Annotated in this window: 12 protein-coding genes and 1 pseudogene; 6 read left to right on the plus strand and 7 right to left on the minus strand. The window is 71.2% G+C overall.

The genetic code is table 11. From position 1 onward, the window contains the following. Window positions 1-332 precede the first annotated feature (332 nt). A complete protein-coding gene (locus ACIGZJ_RS25890; protein ID WP_396459455.1) occupies window positions 333-2,498 on the plus strand; it encodes a glycoside hydrolase family 9 protein in 2,166 nt (721 codons plus the stop codon). A gap of 108 nt (window positions 2,499-2,606) precedes the next feature. On the opposite strand, the gene ACIGZJ_RS25895 is transcribed toward ACIGZJ_RS25890, so the two are convergent. The 5 genes from ACIGZJ_RS25895 to ACIGZJ_RS25915 all read right to left on the minus strand — a co-directional run bounded on the left by ACIGZJ_RS25895 (window position 2,607) and on the right by ACIGZJ_RS25915 (window position 9,489). Then, window positions 2,607-3,995, minus strand: a complete 1,389-nt coding sequence (locus tag ACIGZJ_RS25895) for a PHB depolymerase family esterase (RefSeq protein ID WP_396459456.1) — start codon at window positions 3,993-3,995, stop codon at window positions 2,607-2,609. A gap of 61 nt (window positions 3,996-4,056) precedes the next feature. Then, entirely contained in the window at window positions 4,057-6,429 is a 2,373-nt protein-coding gene (locus ACIGZJ_RS25900) for a glycoside hydrolase family 3 N-terminal domain-containing protein (protein ID WP_396459457.1), read from the minus strand. Next, entirely contained in the window at window positions 6,426-7,244 is an 819-nt protein-coding gene (locus tag ACIGZJ_RS25905) for a carbohydrate ABC transporter permease (RefSeq protein ID WP_392938301.1), read from the minus strand. Before ACIGZJ_RS25905 ends, ACIGZJ_RS25900 begins: the two co-directional genes overlap by 4 nt. Beyond that, the gene (locus ACIGZJ_RS25910; protein ID WP_396459458.1) at window positions 7,244-8,182 is read right to left on the minus strand and encodes a carbohydrate ABC transporter permease; all 939 of its coding nucleotides are present in this window, start codon (window positions 8,180-8,182) and stop codon (window positions 7,244-7,246) included. Before ACIGZJ_RS25910 ends, ACIGZJ_RS25905 begins: the two co-directional genes overlap by 1 nt. A gap of 11 nt (window positions 8,183-8,193) precedes the next feature. Further along, the gene (locus ACIGZJ_RS25915; RefSeq protein ID WP_396459459.1) at window positions 8,194-9,489 is read right to left on the minus strand and encodes an ABC transporter substrate-binding protein; all 1,296 of its coding nucleotides are present in this window, start codon (window positions 9,487-9,489) and stop codon (window positions 8,194-8,196) included. 157 nt (window positions 9,490-9,646) lie between these two features. On the opposite strand from ACIGZJ_RS25915, the gene ACIGZJ_RS25920 reads away from it, so the two are divergent. The 4 genes and pseudogenes from ACIGZJ_RS25920 to ACIGZJ_RS25935 all read left to right on the plus strand — a co-directional run. Beyond that, window positions 9,647-10,672 carry a LacI family DNA-binding transcriptional regulator gene (locus ACIGZJ_RS25920; protein WP_396459460.1) on the plus strand — a complete coding sequence of 342 codons (1,026 nt, stop codon included), beginning with the start codon at window positions 9,647-9,649 and terminating at the stop codon, window positions 10,670-10,672. Window positions 10,673-11,189: 517 nt separating this feature from the next. Then, window positions 11,190-12,662: an endo-1,4-beta-xylanase gene (locus tag ACIGZJ_RS25925; RefSeq protein ID WP_396459461.1), complete on the plus strand. Its 1,473-nt coding sequence runs from the start codon at window positions 11,190-11,192 to the stop codon at window positions 12,660-12,662. A gap of 100 nt (window positions 12,663-12,762) precedes the next feature. Next, complete coding sequence (locus tag ACIGZJ_RS25930; protein WP_396459462.1) at window positions 12,763-14,187, plus strand: non-reducing end alpha-L-arabinofuranosidase family hydrolase; 1,425 nt, start codon at window positions 12,763-12,765, stop codon at window positions 14,185-14,187. A 114-nt stretch (window positions 14,188-14,301) separates the two neighbouring features. Beyond that, window positions 14,302-14,427 (plus strand): annotated as a pseudogene (locus tag ACIGZJ_RS25935) (MFS transporter); the annotation flags it as partial. Window positions 14,428-14,467: 40 nt separating this feature from the next. Here ACIGZJ_RS25935 and ACIGZJ_RS25940 read toward each other — a convergent pair. Together ACIGZJ_RS25940 and ACIGZJ_RS25945 are read right to left on the minus strand one after the other, a co-directional pair. After that, window positions 14,468-15,241, minus strand: coding sequence for an SDR family oxidoreductase (locus tag ACIGZJ_RS25940; protein ID WP_396459463.1), 774 nt, complete (start codon window positions 15,239-15,241; stop codon window positions 14,468-14,470). A gap of 51 nt (window positions 15,242-15,292) precedes the next feature. Further along, window positions 15,293-16,186 carry an RNA polymerase sigma-70 factor gene (locus tag ACIGZJ_RS25945; protein ID WP_396459464.1) on the minus strand — a complete coding sequence of 298 codons (894 nt, stop codon included), beginning with the start codon at window positions 16,184-16,186 and terminating at the stop codon, window positions 15,293-15,295. Window positions 16,187-16,399: 213 nt separating this feature from the next. Here ACIGZJ_RS25945 and ACIGZJ_RS25950 point away from each other — a divergent pair, with 213 nt between their 5' ends. Beyond that, complete coding sequence (locus ACIGZJ_RS25950; protein WP_396459465.1) at window positions 16,400-16,810, plus strand: SHOCT domain-containing protein; 411 nt, start codon at window positions 16,400-16,402, stop codon at window positions 16,808-16,810. Window positions 16,811-16,944 lie beyond the last annotated feature (134 nt).

A 16,944-nucleotide genomic window follows, 5' to 3' on the forward strand; every position in this document is an offset into this window, starting at 1 on the left:
GTGGCCCCACCCCCACCCCCGTGCCCGCGCCTTGCGGCCGACGCCGCCATCCGGACCCTCGCGGCCTGCGCACGATCTGATGGCGCGTCAACTCTCCGTCGTTCACGACACCTTGACGAGCCGCGCGTACGGCTGGCTTCATTGGGGCGATGGGAGCGCTCCCACACTTCCGGGCTACCACATTTCCGGGCTCCCGCGCTTCCGGGCCACCCGTTTGCGGGCCACCCGTTTGCGGGCCACCCGTTTGCGGGCCCCCGTTTCCGGGCTACCCGTTTCCCGGCTCCCACGCCCTGCATCGCCCACTCCGTATCCCCCGAAGGAAGGCCCCACCCATGCCTCCCGCCCTCTCCGACCGCAGGCCGCCCCGCCGCGCGGCCGCCGTACTGACCGGCCTCGCCCTGGCCGCCGGCGCGCTGACCGCCACCGCGTTCGCCCCGGCCACCGCCGCCGCAGCGCCCACGGCCACCACGGCCGCCGACTTCCCCGTCCGGGTGAACCAGCTCGGCTACCTGCCGGACGGTCCCAAACGGGCCACCGTGGTCAGCTCCGCGACCGCCCCGCTCGCCTGGCAGCTGCGCGACGCCTCCGGCGCGCAGGTCGCCGCCGGCACAACCACCGTGCACGGCGCCGACCAGGCGTCCGGCCAGTCCACGCACCTGGTGGACTTCGGCGCGTACACCGGCACCGGCACCGGTCTCACCCTGGTCGTGGACGGCCGGGCGAGCCACCCGTTCGACATCTCGGCCTCGCTGTACGACGGGCTGCGCGCCGACAGCATGTCGTTCTTCTACCAGCAGCGCAGCGGCATCGCCATCGACGCGGCCCTGGCCGGCAGCGCGTACGCCCGCCCCGCCGGCCACCTGGGCGTGGCGCCGAACCAGGGCGACACCGGCGTGCCGTGCCAGACCGGGGTGTGCGACTACCGCTCGGACGTCCGCGGCGGCTGGTACGACGCCGGGGACCAGGGCAAGTACGTGGTCAACGGCGGAATCGCGACCTGGGAGCTGGTCAACTCCTTCGAACGGGCGCACCGTTCGGGCGGCGACGCGGCGGTCGGCGACTCCACGCTGCGCGTTCCCGAGCGCGGCAACGGAGTACCGGACGTGCTGGACGAGGCCCGCTGGGAACTGGAGTTCCTGATGCGGATGCAGGTCCCGGCCGGCCGACCGACGGCCGGGATGGCCTTCCACAAGCTGCATGACGCGCAGTGGACCGGCCTGCCGACCCGACCCGAGCTCGACGACCAGCCGCGCGAGTTACACAAGCCCTCGACCGCCGCCACGCTCAACCTGGCCGCCACCGGGGCCCAGTGCGCCCGGGTGTACGCGCCGTACGACGCCGCCTTCGCCGCCCGCTGCCTGGACGCGGCCCGCCGCGCCTGGACGGCGGCCAGGGCCAACCCGGCCGTCCTCGCCCCGGCGACCGACAACACCGGCGGCGGAGCCTACGAGGACGCCGACGTCTCCGACGAGTTCTACTGGGCCGCGGCCGAACTCCTCGCCACCACCGGCGAGTCACAGTACCGGGACGCGGTCACCTCCTCCCCGCACCACAGCAGGCCGGTCGACGCGTTCTGGTGGGGCGGCACCGCGACGCTCGGCCGGATCACCCTGGCCACCGTGCCCGGTGTGGCCCTTCCCGCCGCCGACGTCACGCGTCTGCGCGGCCTGCTGACCTCGGCCGCCGACGGCAGCCTGTCCACCATGGCCGGACAGGGCTACGCGGTGCCGATCCCTGCCGACGGCTACGTCTGGGGGTCCAACAGCTCGGTCGCCAACAACGCGATGGTACTGGCCGTCGCCTACGAGCTGACCGGTGCCCCGCGCTACCGGACCGGCGCGCTGGAGGCGATGGACTACCTGCTGGGACGCAACGCGCTGGACCGCTCCTACGTGAGCGGCTACGGCGAGCGGGCCTCGGAGAACGAGCACCACCGGTTCTGGGCGCACCAGAACGACGCCGCGCTGCCGCACCCGCCGGCCGGTTCCTTCGCGGGCGGCCCGGACTCCGCCCTGGAGGATCCGGTGGCGAAGGCCCAGCTGACGGGCTGCGCACCGGCGGCCTGCTACGTCGACGACATCGGCTCGTACTCGACCAACGAGGTGGCGATCAACTGGAACGCCTCGCTGGCCTGGCTCGCGGCGTTCGCCGCCGAGCGGCGGACGGTGCCGACGCCGCCCGCGGCGTCCTGCGCGGTGGCGTACCGGGTCGACAGCGCCTGGAGCGGCGGGTTCACCGCGACGGTGACCGTGCGGAACACCGGCACCGCCACCGTCTCCGGTTGGACGCTCGGCTGGAGTTTCCCGGGTGACCAGCGGATCTCGAACGGGTGGAACGCGACGGTCACCCAGTCCGGCGGCTCCGTGAGCGCGCGGGACTCCGGTTGGAACGGCACCCTGGCGGTCGGCGCGAGCGCGAGCTTCGGCTTCCAGGCGACGTACTCCGGCGCCAACCCGACACCGTCCCGCTTCACCCTGAACGGCGCCGACTGCGCCTGAGCACCGTCCAGGCCGTCTGCCCGCCCCGCCGTCACGGCTGGGCGGGCAGACGGCGTCGCCACGGCTGGAGCAGGTCACCGCGACCGGCCCGCAGGCGGCGTCATCCGGTCATCCGAGCGTCCACTGCTGGTTCCTGCCGCCGCTGCAGCTCCACAGCTGAACGGGCGTGCCGTCGGCGGTGGCCAGGCCGGCCACGTCCAGGCAGAGCCCCGACTGCACCCCGGTGATCGTGCCGTTCGCGTTCAGCCGCCACTGCTGGTTGGCCTGGCCGTTGCAGGACCAGACGACCACCTTGGTGCCGTCGGTGGTGCCCTTGGCGTTGGCGTCCAGGCACAGGGTGCTGCCCCCGACGGTCACGGTCAGCTGGTTGGACGCCGTACGGGTCCAGGCCTGGTTGGCGCCGCCGTTGCAGGTGTAGATCTGCTGCTGGGTGCCCAGCGTCGCGTTGTTCGCGTCGGTCAGGCACTTGCCCGCGGCCACCGCGTGCAGCGCGCCGGTCGTACCCCCGCCGGAGGGCCCCGCGTCCAGGCCCATGAAGCGGATGGCCTCGGCGGCCATCGCGGTGCCCTGGACCGGCAGTTGGTGCCCGGCCCCGGCGATGCTGTACGCCTCGACCTGGGTGGTGCCGGCACTGTTGTCGTAGCGCGTACGGTTCCAGTTGGCCGTGGGGGTGTCCGTGGCCGACGGGTTCTGACTCACGCCGAGGACGTCGGTCCACTGCTTGATCTCTTCACCCAGGTTGTTGTAACTAAGGATCGTGTCGGCGGTTCCGTGCCACAGCTGCACCCGCGGACGCGGACCGGTGTAGCCGGGATACCCCGTGTTGCGGACCAGTCCGCCCCACTGCTGCGGGCTCCTGGAGAGCCTGCCCTGGGCGCAGTCCGCGTTCCAGCCCCGTACGGAGCCGGTGTGGAAGCAGTGGTAGGGCACGCCCATGAACGCCGCGCCCGCCTTGAACACATCGGGGTAGTCGGCCAGCATCACGTTCGTCATCATCCCGCCCGACGACTCGCCGGTCACGTACACGGCGTTGGCGTTGCCACCGTAGTGCTGCTCCGTGTAGGTGATCATCGACATGAGCCCGACCGGGTCGCTGCCGCCGTTGCGGGTCAGCGCCTGGTCCGAGGAGACGTCCCAGCAGCTTCCGCTCGGGTTCGTCGAGGGGTAGATGACGAGGAACCCGTACCGGTCGGCCAGCGACCCGAAGTCGGTGCTGGAGTACAGGTAGGGCCCCGTTCCCTGGCACCCGTGCAGGGCCAGCAGGATCGGCGGGTTGGCCCTGGCGTTGCCCGGCACGTACAGGTGCATCAGCAGACCTGTCGGGTTGGTGCCGAAGTTCGTGATCTGCGTCAGCGAGGCGGCGACGGCTCGGGGAGCGGCGGAGGCCTGCGGGGCGGCGGCGGCCCGGGGGGCGGCCTGCAGGCTCAGGCCGGCCGCGAGGCCGATCGCGGCGACGATGCCCAGGAGACGGGACGGTAACGAGCGGGATCGGAACATGGGACCTCTCCGTCGGGATTGCCAGGGGTGCGAGGAAGGTTCCGGCTGGCGCGGAGGCGGGTCAGGTGCACCTGAAGTCCGCGTGCAGGCGCCGGGTGTGGTCCAGGACTCGGACCGGGCCGTCCAGTCGGACGGTGGCGGTGAGCCGGACGTCGGTGCTGGAGGCGGCGACCCGCAGCTCCAACTCGCCCGGCTCGACGATGCGTCGGCCGTCGCGTCCGGTGAAGGACGCGAGGTCGGCGGGGACGCGGACCCGGATCCGGGTCCGCTCGCCCGCGTCGAGGGTGATCCGCCGGTAGCCGATCAGCCGCAGGACCGGCTGGACGACGGAGGCGACGGGGTCGTGCAGGTAGAGCTGGACGGTCTCGCTGCCGCTCCGCGCACCGGTGTTGCGCAGGGTGAAGGCGAGGCCGAGCTCGCCGTCGGTCGCGGCGGCGGCCCGATCCACCTCCAGGTCGGTCCAGGCGAACGTGGTGTAGCCGATGCCGTGCCCGAATCCGAACGCGGGGGTCGGGTCGGTGCTGGACACCTCGCTCGGCCCGGCCAGGCGGGCGGCGAGATAGGTGGAGGGCTGCACGGCCGGGCGGGCCGGGATGCTGACCGGCAGCCTGCCCGCGGGGTTGGTCCGGCCGCTGAGCACGGCGGCGATCGCCTCGGTCCCGGCCTCGCCGGGGAAGAAGGTCTGCACCAGGGCCGCCGCCTCGGTCGCCGCGCGTCCCAGCGCGTAGGGGCGGCCGGCCAGCAGCACCGGCACGACCGGCTTGCCGGTGTCCAGCAGAGCATCGAGCAACTGCTGCTGCACACCTGGAAGTTCGAGCGACTCGATGTCGCAGCCCTCGCCGCTGGTGCCGCGCCCGAACAGGCCCGCCCGGTCCCCGAGGGCGACGATCACGACATCGGCCTGCCTGGCCGCCTCGACGGCCTCGGCGAAGCCGGACGTGTCGGGCCCGTCGACGCTCGCCCCGGCCGCGGCCCGGATCTCGCTGTCGGGAAACTCGACCGTCAACGCCTGCCACAGCGTGGGCAGTTCGATGCCGACCGGGATCCCGGGGTGCTGGCCGCCGACGTGCACCGGGAAGGCGTAGCAGCCCAGCACCGAGGTCGGGGTGTCCGCGTTGGGACCGATCAGCGCGATCCGGCGGGGCCCGCGCAGCGGCAGGGTGCCGTCGTTGCTCAGCAGCACCACGGCCTGCTCGGCGATCTCCCGGGCGAGGGCGCGGTTCTCCGGGCGGTCCAGGTCGACCGAGCCGCGCAGCTCCTCGGGGTCGTCGAGCAGCCGGCCGGCGAGCGCCGCCGGGACGGCGTCCCAGTCCCGGTCCAGCAGGCCGAGTTGGGCCTTCTGCACCAGCACCCGCCGCAGCGCCCGGTCGACCAGTGCCTCGGGCACGGTCCCGTCCTCGACGGCGCGCCGCAGCGGCTCACCGAAGGTCTTGACGGTGGGCAGTTCCACGTCCACGCCGCTGGCCAGGGCCAGGGCGGCGGCTTCGGCCCAGTCTCCGGCCACGCCGTGCAGCACCTTGAGGAAGGCGATGCCGAAGTAGTCGGCGACCACCGTCCCCTCGAAGCCCCAGGTCTCGCGCAGCAGCCCGGTCAGCAGTGCCTCGTCGGCGGCCGAGGGGACGCCGTCGGTGTCGGTGTAGGCGTGCATGACCGAACGGGGCCGGCCCTCGCGCACCGCCATCTCGAAGGGCGGCAGGATCACGTCGGCACGCTCGCGGGTACCCATGCCCACGGGGGCGAGGTTGCGTCCGGCGCGCGAGGCCGAGTACCCGGCGAAGTGCTTGAGCGTGGCGACGATCCCCGTCGACTCCAGGCCCTGCACGTAGGCGGTGGCCACCGTGCCGACCAGGTACGGGTCTTCGCCGATGGTCTCCTCGACCCGGCCCCAGCGGGCGTCGCGGACGACGTCGAGGACCGGGGAGAGGCCCTGGTGGACACCGACCGCGCGCATGTCGCGACCAATGGCCGCGGCCATCCGCCGGATCAGGTCCGGGTCGAAGGTGGCACCCCAGGAGAGCGGCACCGGGTAGGCGGTGGCCCCCCAGGCGGCGAATCCGGCCAGGCACTCCTCGTGCGCGAGGGCGGGGATGCCGAACCGGTTGGCGGCGGCGATGCGCTGCTGACTGCGGGCCAGTGAGAGCGCGCCCAGCGCCGGGTCGACCGGCACCGTGCCGAAGGGCCGGGTCAACTGGCCCAGTCCGGAGGGGAGCAGGTCGTCGAGGACGGGCGGATCCTCCATGTCGTGCTGGTGCGGGGCGACCTCGCCGCCCTCGTCGGAGGCGCCGACCCAGACACCGACGAGCTGGGCCAGCTTCTCCGTCAGTGTCATCTCGGCGAGCAGGGCCTCGGCGCGCTCCTCGGGTCCGAGCGCGCGGTCGTGCCAGCGGGTGGTCGGGGCTGCGGACGGGACGGCCGGGTTCATGTTGGCGGTCACTTTCCTCCGACGCCCATCAGGCCTTGGACCAAGGCGCGTCGGGCGAACAGGTAGACGATGAAGACGGGGAGCGTCGACAGCACGACGGCACTGAGCAGACCGGGCACGTCGACGCCGTGCTCGGTCTGGAACTCGTACAGGCCGAGGGTGATGACCTTGGTGCTCTCCGACTGGGTGAGGATCAGGGGGAACAGGAAGCCGTTCCACGCCTGCAGCGCGGCGAAGACCACGACGGACGAGAGGCCGCCCTTGGACAGCGGCAGCACCAACTGCCAGAACACCCGCCAGGGGGTGGCGCCGTCCATGGCCATGGCCTCGTAGAGCTCGCCGGCGATGTCCCGCATGGCCCCGGTGAGGACCAGCGTGCACACCGGCAGGCAGAACGCCGCGGTGGGCAGGATGATGCCGAGCAGGTTGTCGTAGAGGCCGGCCTTGCTGATCACGTAGAACATCGGCACGATCACGGCCTGCGCCGGAATCGCCAACCCCAGCAGGAAGATCCGGAAGACCGTGCCGATGGTCCTGCCCCGGGCCCGGACGATCGCGTAGGCGAGCGGGGGCACCACGAGCAGCACGATCGCGACCACGCTCACGGTGACGAGGAGCGTGTTGAGGAAGTCCCGGCCGAAGCCGTTGGAGAAGTCGTCGACGTAGTTCTGCAGGGTCAGCTGCGCGGGGAAGGCGAGCGGTCCCTGCGTGGAGTAGTCGGATCGGGTCCGGAACGTCGCGATCAGCAGGACGTACAGCGGGAATCCGACCAGTGCCAGCCAGATCAGCGAGCCCAGCCCGGCGAGGTGGTTGGGACGCCGTCGCATCACAGTCCCTCCGTGGTGCTGCGCATCCTGTCGTACCCGGACAGGCGCACGACGGCGATCGAGACCAGGCTTGCGACCACCACGAGGACCAGGGCGATGGCCGAACCCGCGCCGAAGTCGAAGCTCTTGAAGGCCTGTTGGTACATGTAGTAGGCGCTGTTGGTGGTGTCGGTGCCGGGGCCGCCCTGGGTCAGGATGAGGACGGTGTCGAAGGTGGTGAGGCCGCCGACCAGCATCAGGATCACCGAGGTGATCATGGTGTTGCGCAGCTGCGGCAGGGTGATGTGGAGGAACTGCCGCACCTTGCCCGCACCGTCGATCGACGCCGCCTGGTACAGCACCTGCGGGATCGCCCGGGCGCCGCCCTGGTAGAGGAGTGCGTGCATGGGCGTCCACTGCCACATGCCGACGAAGGTGAGCACCGCGACGGCACTGCTCTGATCACCCATCAGATTGCCGTCACCGAACAGCTGTTCCAGCTGCGAGGGCACCCCGAAGTTGGGGTCGAGGATGGCGCGCCAGACCACCGAGACCGCGGTCGCGGACAGCAGCAGCGGGACGAAGAAGATCGCGGACAGCACGGCTCGGTTGCGTTGGCGACCGGCCGCCCACACGCCCAGCAGGATGCTCACCGGAGTCTGCACGACCACGCCCGCCACGGTCAGCACCAGGGTCAGGCCGACGCTCTGCGTCATCACCGGGTCGTGCAGCAGCCTGGTCCAGTTGGCGAGGCCGTTGAACCGGGGGGCGTCGACGCCGTTCCAGCTGGTGAAGGAGAGCACCGCCACCAGGACCAGCGGCAGAAGCGCGAACATCAGGAAGAACACGGTCGCGGGCAGCGCCCAGGCGAGGCCCGGGCGGGTCACCCCGACGCCGGTCCGTCGAGGCCGCGCCCGCAGGCGCCGACCGTACCCGGACGCCAAGGAGGAAGCACTCATGGCAATCCGTCTCAGGAGGCGGGCAGGGCCTGCATGGCCTTGATGAAGCCGTCCACGTCGAGCTTGCCGTTGAAGAACTGCTGGACGGCGGTGTGGATCGGCGCGTTGGCGGCCGGCGGGTACGCCTGGTCCCAGGACAGCTGGAACGACGGGGCCGCCTTGACCAGGTCGTACTGGTACTTCGAGTAGTCGGGGTTGTCCGAGGCGGCGAGGAACCGCTCGGTGCTGGTGGTGGTCGGCAGGTTGCCGATCGCCAGCTGGGCCTTCACGAACTCGTCGGAGTACATGAGCTTCAGGAAGGCGGCCGCCGCCTCGGGGTGCTTGCTCTTCTTCAGCACCGAGTAGAAGTTGTTGGTGTTGCCGACCACGTCGGCCGGGTCGCCCTTGCCGCCGGCCACACCGGGGAAGTTGCTGTACCCGAGGCCGCTCCTGGCGAAGTCCGGGTTGGCCTCCCGCTGGGTGGCGTACTCCCAGGAGCCCATCAGCTCGAAGGCGGCCCTGCCCTTGGCCAGCAGGGCCGGGGATCCGCCGTCGGTGAACTTGACCGAGTCGAAGTTGGAGCCGAACGCCCCGGCGTCGACCAGCTGCCTGAGCATGCCCAGGGCCTTCCTGGCGTCCTCGCTCTCCCAGGCGCTCCGGTCGCCGGACAGCGCCTTCCGGAACAGTTCGGGGCCCGCGACGCGGTCGAAGACGTACTCGTGCCACATCAGGGTCGGCCACTGGTCGCCCCCGCCGAGGGCGATCGGGGTGATGCCCTCGGCCTTGAGCGCCCGGACGGCACCCAGCAGGTCGTCCCAGGTCTTCGGAGCGCTCAGGCCGGCGTCGGCCAGCACCTTCCTGTTGCTGAACAGCAGCACGGGCTGGGTGCCGCGCATCGGGATGCCGTAGGACTTGCCGTCGATCACCGCGGTGTTGAACACCGACGGCAGGAAGCTGCTCTTCAGCGCCGGGTCCGCGGCGATCATGTCGTCCAGCGGGAGCAGCAGGCCGGACTTCACGTAGGACTGGATGCTGCCGCCTCCCCAGTTGAAGAAGACGTCCGGCGCCTGGGGGGTGTTGATGACGGTGTTGAGCTTGGCCTGGTAGTCCGCGCCGGGGATGGTGTCCAGGACGACCTTGATCTTCGACGTCCTGTTGAAGGTCTCCACCAGCTGCTTCTCGACCTTGTTGCCGGCATCCCCGTAGACCAGCACGTGGATCGTGCCGGAGCCCCCGCCCGCGGAGGAGGAACCGCCGCTGCCGCAGGCGGTCGTCCCCACCAGAACCGCGGTCAGACCGAGTGCGACGGCGAGAGCGCGTCTCCTCATCGGGGTTGCCCTAAAGTTTCGACTGGTTTCTCGAAATAAGCGCATGGCCGGGACGGTAGGTTGCGGACATGTCTCGGGTCAACCCCTCGGATCGGGGGTTTCCGACGGAGCGTGGTGCGCCAACTGCCCTGCGCCGCCCGTGCCCTATGCTGCCTCCATGGAAATGGGCGATGAACTGGGACGGGTGACCCTCGCGGACATCGCGCGCGAGGCCGAGGTCTCCGTTTCGACGGTTTCGAAGGTTCTCAACGGCCGTACCGACGTGGCGGCGGCCACCCGCGTCCGCGTCGAGCAGGTCCTGAGCGAGCACGACTACCGGCGAGCCGCACGCAGCGGAGGTGAAGCACCCCTCGTCGAGATCGTCTTCCACGAGCTCGACAGCCTCTGGGCGATGGAGCTCCTCCGCGGCGTCGAGGCCGTGGCGAACGAGCACGGGGCGGCGGTCGTGGTCACCCACAGCGGTTCGCGCCGGGCCCCCGGACCGGAGTGGATCGAGGCGGTGCTGCGCCGGCGCCCGCTCGGTGTCGTGCTGGTCTTCTCCAGCCTGCCGCCCGGGTTCAAGCGCCAACTGCGCGCACGCTCCATCCCGTTCGTGATCGTCGACCCGGCCGGCAACCCCGACCCGGACGTTCCCTCGGTGGGGTCGGCCAACTGGGCCGGCGGCCTCGCCGCCACCCGGCACCTGATCGAGCTCGGCCACCGGCGCATCGCCATCGTCACCGGCCCCGAGGACACCCTCTGCTCCCTGGCCCGGCTGGACGGCTACCGCTCCGCGATGACCATGGCCGGCCTGGCGGTCGACCCCGCGCTGACCGCCTTCGGCGACTTCCACGCCGAGGGCGGATTCGCCCGGGCCGAAAGGCTGTTGGAGCTCCCGGACCGGCCCACCGCGATCTTCGCCGGCAGCGACCTGCAGGCGCTCGGCGTCATGGAGGCCGCCCGGGTCCGCGGCCTGCGCGTCCCCGAGGACCTGTCCGTGGTGGGCTACGACGACCTGGACATCGCGCAGTGGACCAGCCCCGCGCTGACCACCGTCCGCCAGCCCCTGCGGGAGATGGCCGAGCAGGCGACGCGCCTGATCTTCTCCCTCCGCGCCGGGGAGGCGCCGGCAGCGCCCACCCGCCTCGAACTGTCGACCACCCTGGTGGTGCGCTCCAGCGCCGTGGCGCCCGGTCGACCCTGAACAGGGATTGCGAAACTTTCGCCGTTCTTCTGCGTTGATTGCGACCCGCGCACAGGGGGATTCGCGGGGGCGTCGGGAGGCTCCCGATCGGGTTCCCGGGCCTCGCAATCGACCGCCAAGCGTCTGGCCAGCGCGTTCTCCGGCGGGGTGGGCCCGGCAGCGGTCGAAGCTGTCGCTGTTTCGGTCGAAAGCGTTGACAACTTGTCGAGCTCAGGCCAACACTGTCGCCGTCGACAAGTCCCGGGGGCCCCGGCTCCCCGGCCTGGCGCGCCAACCACCCACCGGCGCGATCTTGTTGACGACAAGCCGATCGTCCGGACACTCCGGTCAGGGCACGTTTCCGTCGTGAATTGTTAGCGCTAACAGGCGGCGCCGACAGGCACCACCTCCCGGAAACGCGCCCCGCCCCGCCCGGCGGAAGAGCACTCGGGCGAGCCGCCCACGCACAACCGCCAGGACGGCGCTCCGACCCCCGACCGGTGCGCCGGCATCCCCCACCCAAGGAGAACGATCCGTCATGCCATGGCTCACCACGAAGCCCATTCTCCGCAAGGCCCTGACGGCGGCCGCATGCCTGCTCGTCGGCTCGGCCACCGCCGTCACCGCAAGCCCCGCGGCCCATGCCGCCGGGGCGTCCACGCTGGGCGCGGCAGCGGCCGACAGCGGACGCTACTTCGGCACGGCAGTGGCCGCCGGCAGGCTCGGCGACTCGACGTACTCCACCATTCTCGACCGGGAGTTCAACATGATCACCCCGGAGAACGAGATGAAGTGGGACACCATCGAACCGTCCCGCGGATCGTTCAACTTCGGGCCGGGCGACTCGATCGTCAACCACGCCTCCGCGCACGGCCAGCGCATGCGCGGCCACACCCTGGTCTGGCACTCGCAGCTCCCGTCCTGGGTCGGCTCCATCCGGGACGCCAACACCCTGCGCAGCGTGATGAACAACCACATCACCACCGAGATGAACCACTACAAGGGCAAGATCTACGCCTGGGACGTGGTCAACGAGGCGTTCGCCGACGGCGGCAGCGGCCAGCACCGCGGCTCGGTGTTCCAGGACGTGCTGGGCAACGGCTTCATCGAGGAGGCCTTCCGCACCGCCCGCAACGTCGACCCCTCGGCCAAGCTCTGCTACAACGACTACAACATCGAGAACTGGACCGACGCCAAGACCCAGGGCGTCTACAACATGGTCAAGGACTTCAAGTCCCGCGGCGTGCCCATCGACTGCGTCGGCCTCCAGGCCCACTTCGGCGCCGGCGGCCCGCCGTCCAACCTCCGGACCACCCTGTCCAGCTTCGCCGCGCTCGGCGTGGACGTCCAGCTCACCGAGCTCGACATCGCCCAGGCGTCCACCACCGCGTACGCCAACACCGTCCAGGCCTGCCTCGACGTCGCCCGCTGCACGGGCATCACGGTGTGGGGCATCCGCGACAGCGACTCCTGGCGCGGCGGCGAGAACCCCCTGCTGTTCGACAACAACGGCAACAAGAAGGCCGCCTACGGCGCAGTCCTCACCACCCTCGGCGGCAGCGGCAACGGCAACCCGGGCGGGGGCATCGTCTCCGGCACCGTCTACACGCTCACCGACATGGCCGCCGGACGCGTTCTCGACGAGCCCGCGGGTCAGAACGGCAACGGCACCCCGCTCCAGGTGTGGGACGCCGGCGGTGCCGCGAACCAGCAGTGGCGGGCCGATCGGAACAGCGACGGCTCCTACACGCTGACCAACATCGCCAGCGGCCGGGTCCTGGACGAGCCGGGCAACCAGTCGGGCAACGGGACGAAGATGCAGGTCTGGGACTCCAACGGCGGCGCCAACCAGCACTGGCGGGCCGGCCGCAACGGCGACGGCTCCTACACCCTGACCAACGTCGCCAGCGGCCGGGCCCTGGAGATCCCCGGCGGTCAGACCGCCAACGGCACCCCCGTCCAGATCTGGGACTCCACCGGCGGCGCCAACCAGCACTGGAACCTCAAGTGAGCTGAGCCGTGCGGGCGCGCGCCCACGGCAGGCGCGCGCCCGCGCATGTGAGCGACAACAGACCCGGGTGGCAGCTCCATCCGTTCACGAAGGAGATCCCATGCGCAAACGAAGTTCCAGCCGCAGGCCGCTGTCCGCGGTGCTCACCGCCGTGGTCGCGACCGTGGCGGCGCTCGCGGCGCTGCTCGTCGCGACCCCCGCCCAGGCGGACACCAGCGGTGCCTTGCGCGGCGCGGGTTCCGGCCGGTGCCTCGACGTGTCGAACGCCGACCAGAGCGACGGCGCGTCCCTGCAGATCTACGACTGCTCCGGCGGCACCAACCAGTCGTGGACGTCGACGTCCGGGAACCAGCTGACCGTGTACGGCAACAAGTGCCTGGACGTGCCGGGCCACGCCACCACGGCCGGTACCCGGGTGCAGATCTGGACGTGCAGCGGCGGCGCGAACCAGCAGTGGCGGGTGAACGCCGACGGCACGATCGTCGGCGTCGAGTCCGGGCTGTGCCTGGACGTCACGGGCGCGGCCACGGCCAACGGCACGGCGGTGGAGATCTGGACCTGCAACGGCCGCAGCAACCAACAGTGGACCGGCCTGTCCGGGACGACCCCGCCGGGAGGCAACTGCCCCCTGCCGTCGGCGTACCGCTGGTCGTCCTCGGGCGCGCTGGCGCAGCCGGCAAACGGATGGGCGTCGGTGAAGGACTTCACCGACGTGGTGGTCAACGGCAAGCACCTGGTCTACGCGTCGAACGTGAACGGGTCGTCGTACGGCTCGATGATGTTCAGCCCCTTCACGAACTGGTCGGACATGGCGTCGGCCGGCCAGAGCGGGATGAGCCAGGCCGCGGTGGCCCCCACGCTGTTCTACTTCGCGCCCAGGAACATCTGGGTGCTGGCGTACCAGTGGGGTGCGTGGCCGTTCATCTACCGCACGTCGAGCGACCCGACCAACCCCAACGGCTGGTCCGCGCCGCAGCCGCTGTTCACCGGTGGCATCCCCAACTCCGCCACCGGGCCGATCGACCAGACCCTGATCGCCGACGGCCAGAACATGTACCTGTTCTTCGCCGGCGACAACGGCAGCATCTACCGTGCGAGCATGCCGATCGGGAACTTCCCCGGCAGCTTCGGCTCCTCGTACACCACGGTCATGAGCGACACGACGGCCAACCTCTTCGAGGCCCCGCAGGTCTACAAGGTCCAGGGCCAGAACCAGTACCTCATGATCGTCGAGGCCATGGGGGCGAACGGACGCTACTTCCGCTCGTTCACGGCCACCAGCCTCAACGGCTCCTGGACCCCGCAGGCCGCCACCGAGAGCAACCCCTTCGCCGGCAAGGCCAACAGCGGCGCCACCTGGACCAACGACATCAGCCACGGCGACCTGGTCCGCAACAACCCCGACCAGACCATGACCATCGACCCCTGCAACCTGCAGCTCCTCTACCAGGGCAAGTCCCCCACCGCGACCGGCCCCTACGACCAACTTCCCTGGCGGCCGGGCCTCCTGACGCTGCGGCGCTGACCCGCCCGCCAGGACACCGCCACAACACCGCGAGCCGTACGCTTCGACCGCCGGTCGAAGCGTACGGCTCCGCGGGCCTCGCCTCCTCCCCGTCGGAAGCGGCGAGGCCCGTGCGTTCTCCGCCCGGGCATGGCCGCGATGGGGCTTCTCCCAGTGGTCACCCAGACGCTGCTGGCCTTCGCGGCGGCACCGGCCCCACCGGCCCGGCGCGGACGTGTCGTCGGCCTGGTGACCGGCGGCGCGCCGGCGAGTGGGCGCCGGCGCCCCCGGTCCGGCGGGCTCAGCGGGCGACCTCGGCCGCCAGGTACTCCTCCCAGGTACGGACCCCCACCGCCCGGTCCGGCGCGGTGAGCGCGCCGGTGCGGAACGCCGCACCCATCCTTCCGGGAACGAAGACCGGCAGGACGATCCGGCGCTTGCCGGCCGCCCTCGTCCAGTCCCTGGCGAGCCGGACGGCCGAGTACACCGTCGGCCCGGCCATGTCCGGCACCCGGCCGGCCGGCCCGCCCTGCGCCAACTCGACCAGCCGGTCGGCCACCTCGCCCTGGTCCACCGGCTGGCAGGCCGTGCCGGAGGGCATCGGGATGACGGGGGACTTGGCCAGCACCCGCAGCGCCGTGTTGAGCAGGTCGGGGAACTGGGCCGCCCGCAGATTGGTCCAGCCGATCCCCGACTCCGCGAGCAGCCGTTCGCCCTCCAGCTTGATCCGGTAGTAGGGGTACGGGATCCGGTCGACGCCGATGATCGAGATGTTGACGACGTGTTCGACCCCGGCCCGCTCGGCGGCGGCGAGCAGCTGCCGGAAGGCGGGGATGTCGTTCTTGAACCTGCGGACGTCGCTCGCGCAGTGGATGATCGTGCGGACTCCGGCGAAGGCCTCGGCCAGACCGGTGCCGGTGGTCAGGTCGCCGGTGAACCAGGAGACGCCGGGGGTGGCGGGGAGGTCCGTCCGGCGGGTCAGCGCCCGCACCGGCAGCCCGGTCCGGAGCGCCCGCTCCAGCACCTCGCGGCCCAGTACGCCGGTCGCCCCGGTCACCATGATCACGTTGTCCATCGCTGCAGTCCTCCGTGTCGTTCGTCCTGTCACAGAGGAAGAACCGGCCAGCTACGCGTTCTGTGACAGTCCCCGGGACTGATTCGCGAGAAATCTCAGTTTCTCCGGGTTGCGGATGATCCGGATCCCGGTGATCCCGTCCTCGCCGCCCTCGACGACACCGACCGCGACCAGCTCCCCGGCCTCCCAGCCCAGGGCCACCGGCGCGCCGTTCACCTCGGCGACCTCGATCTCCATCTCCCCGACCCAGCGCGTGAACAGGCCCAGGACGAAGCGGGCCACCTTGTCCCGGCCGCTGACCGGGCGCAGTGCCGCACGGACCTTGCCGCCGCCGTCGGACCACGCGACGACCTGGTCCGCGAGCAGCGCCTCCAACTGCTGCAGCGACCCGAGGGCCGCGGCCTCCAGGAAGCGCGTCAGCAGGTCGGTGCGCGGCTGCGCGGAGGTCTCGAACCTGGACCGCCCCTCGGCCAGGTGGAGCCTGGCCCGGCGGTAGATCTGCCGTGCGCTCGCCTCGGTGGAGTCCAGCACCCCCGCGATGTCGCGGTAGCCGTAGTCGAAGGCGTCGCGGAGGACGACCACGGCTCGCTCGGCCGGAGTAAGACGCTCCATCATCACCAGGACGGCCATCGACACCGCCTCCCGCTGCTCGGCTGTCTCCATCGGGCCGAGCACACCGCCCTCGGTCCGTACGGGCTCCGGCAGCCAGGGCCCGACGTACTCCTCGCGCTGCACCCGCGCCGAGGTCAGCCGGTTGAGACAGAGGTTGGTGAGCACCTTGGCGAGCCAGGGGCCCGGAGCCGCGATCTGCTCGCGCTCGGCGCCGTGCCAGCGCAGGTAGGCGTCCTGCACGGCGTCCTCGGCCTCGGCCGCCGACCCGAGCATCCGGTAGGCGAGCGAGAACAGCCGGGGTCGATGGGTTTCGAACTCCTGAGCCTTGTCCACCGCGCAACGGTAGTACGGGTGATCACCTCGGCGACAACCCAGGTCAGGTGGTCGGCGCCAGGACGTGTCCGGTCCCACCCGCCGAACCCCGCAGGCCCGGCGCGCGGAGGGCGAATTGCGATGATATGACTCGTTTGACCGCCGTCCACTTCCGGGCGCCGCGGGTCGCCGTGCGGCCGACGGTGTTCGGCCGGCCGCCATGAGGAGGGCATCGTGGACGACTATCCAATGCTCAACCTGTTCTGGACGATGCTGGAGTTCTTCCTGTTCGTCCTCTGGTTCTTTCTGCTGTTCAAGATCATCTCGGACATCTTCCGAAGCCACGACATGGGCGGCTGGGGCAAGGCCGGCTGGGTGATCTTCGTGATCCTGCTGCCCTTCCTGGGCGTCTTCGTGTACCTGATCGCGCGCGGGCGCTCGATGGGCGAACGCGACGTCGAGCAGGCGCGGCAGGCCGACGCCGCCTTCAAGGCGTACATCAAGGAGGCGGCCGACACCCAGCCCGGCGGCGGTGGCGGGGCGGGCGGCCACGTCGACGAGCTGGCCAAGCTGGCGGATCTCAGGAACAGCGGCGCGATCACCGAGGAGGAGTTCCAGAAGGCGAAGGAGAAGCTGCTCGCCTGACGCGGGGCTGCGCCTCGCCTGACGCGGGGCCTGTGCCGGAACGGTCGGCGCAGGCCCCGGGCCTCACCCATCCGGAGCAGGCGGGCCCGGACCGCGGCGAGGGCCGCCGGGACGTTCCAACCGGGCCCCGGCGG

Origin of the sequence: Kitasatospora sp. NPDC052868, from assembly GCF_044547105.1 — a bacterium.
In the GTDB taxonomy this organism is placed as follows: Bacteria; Actinomycetota; Actinomycetes; order Streptomycetales; family Streptomycetaceae; genus Kitasatospora.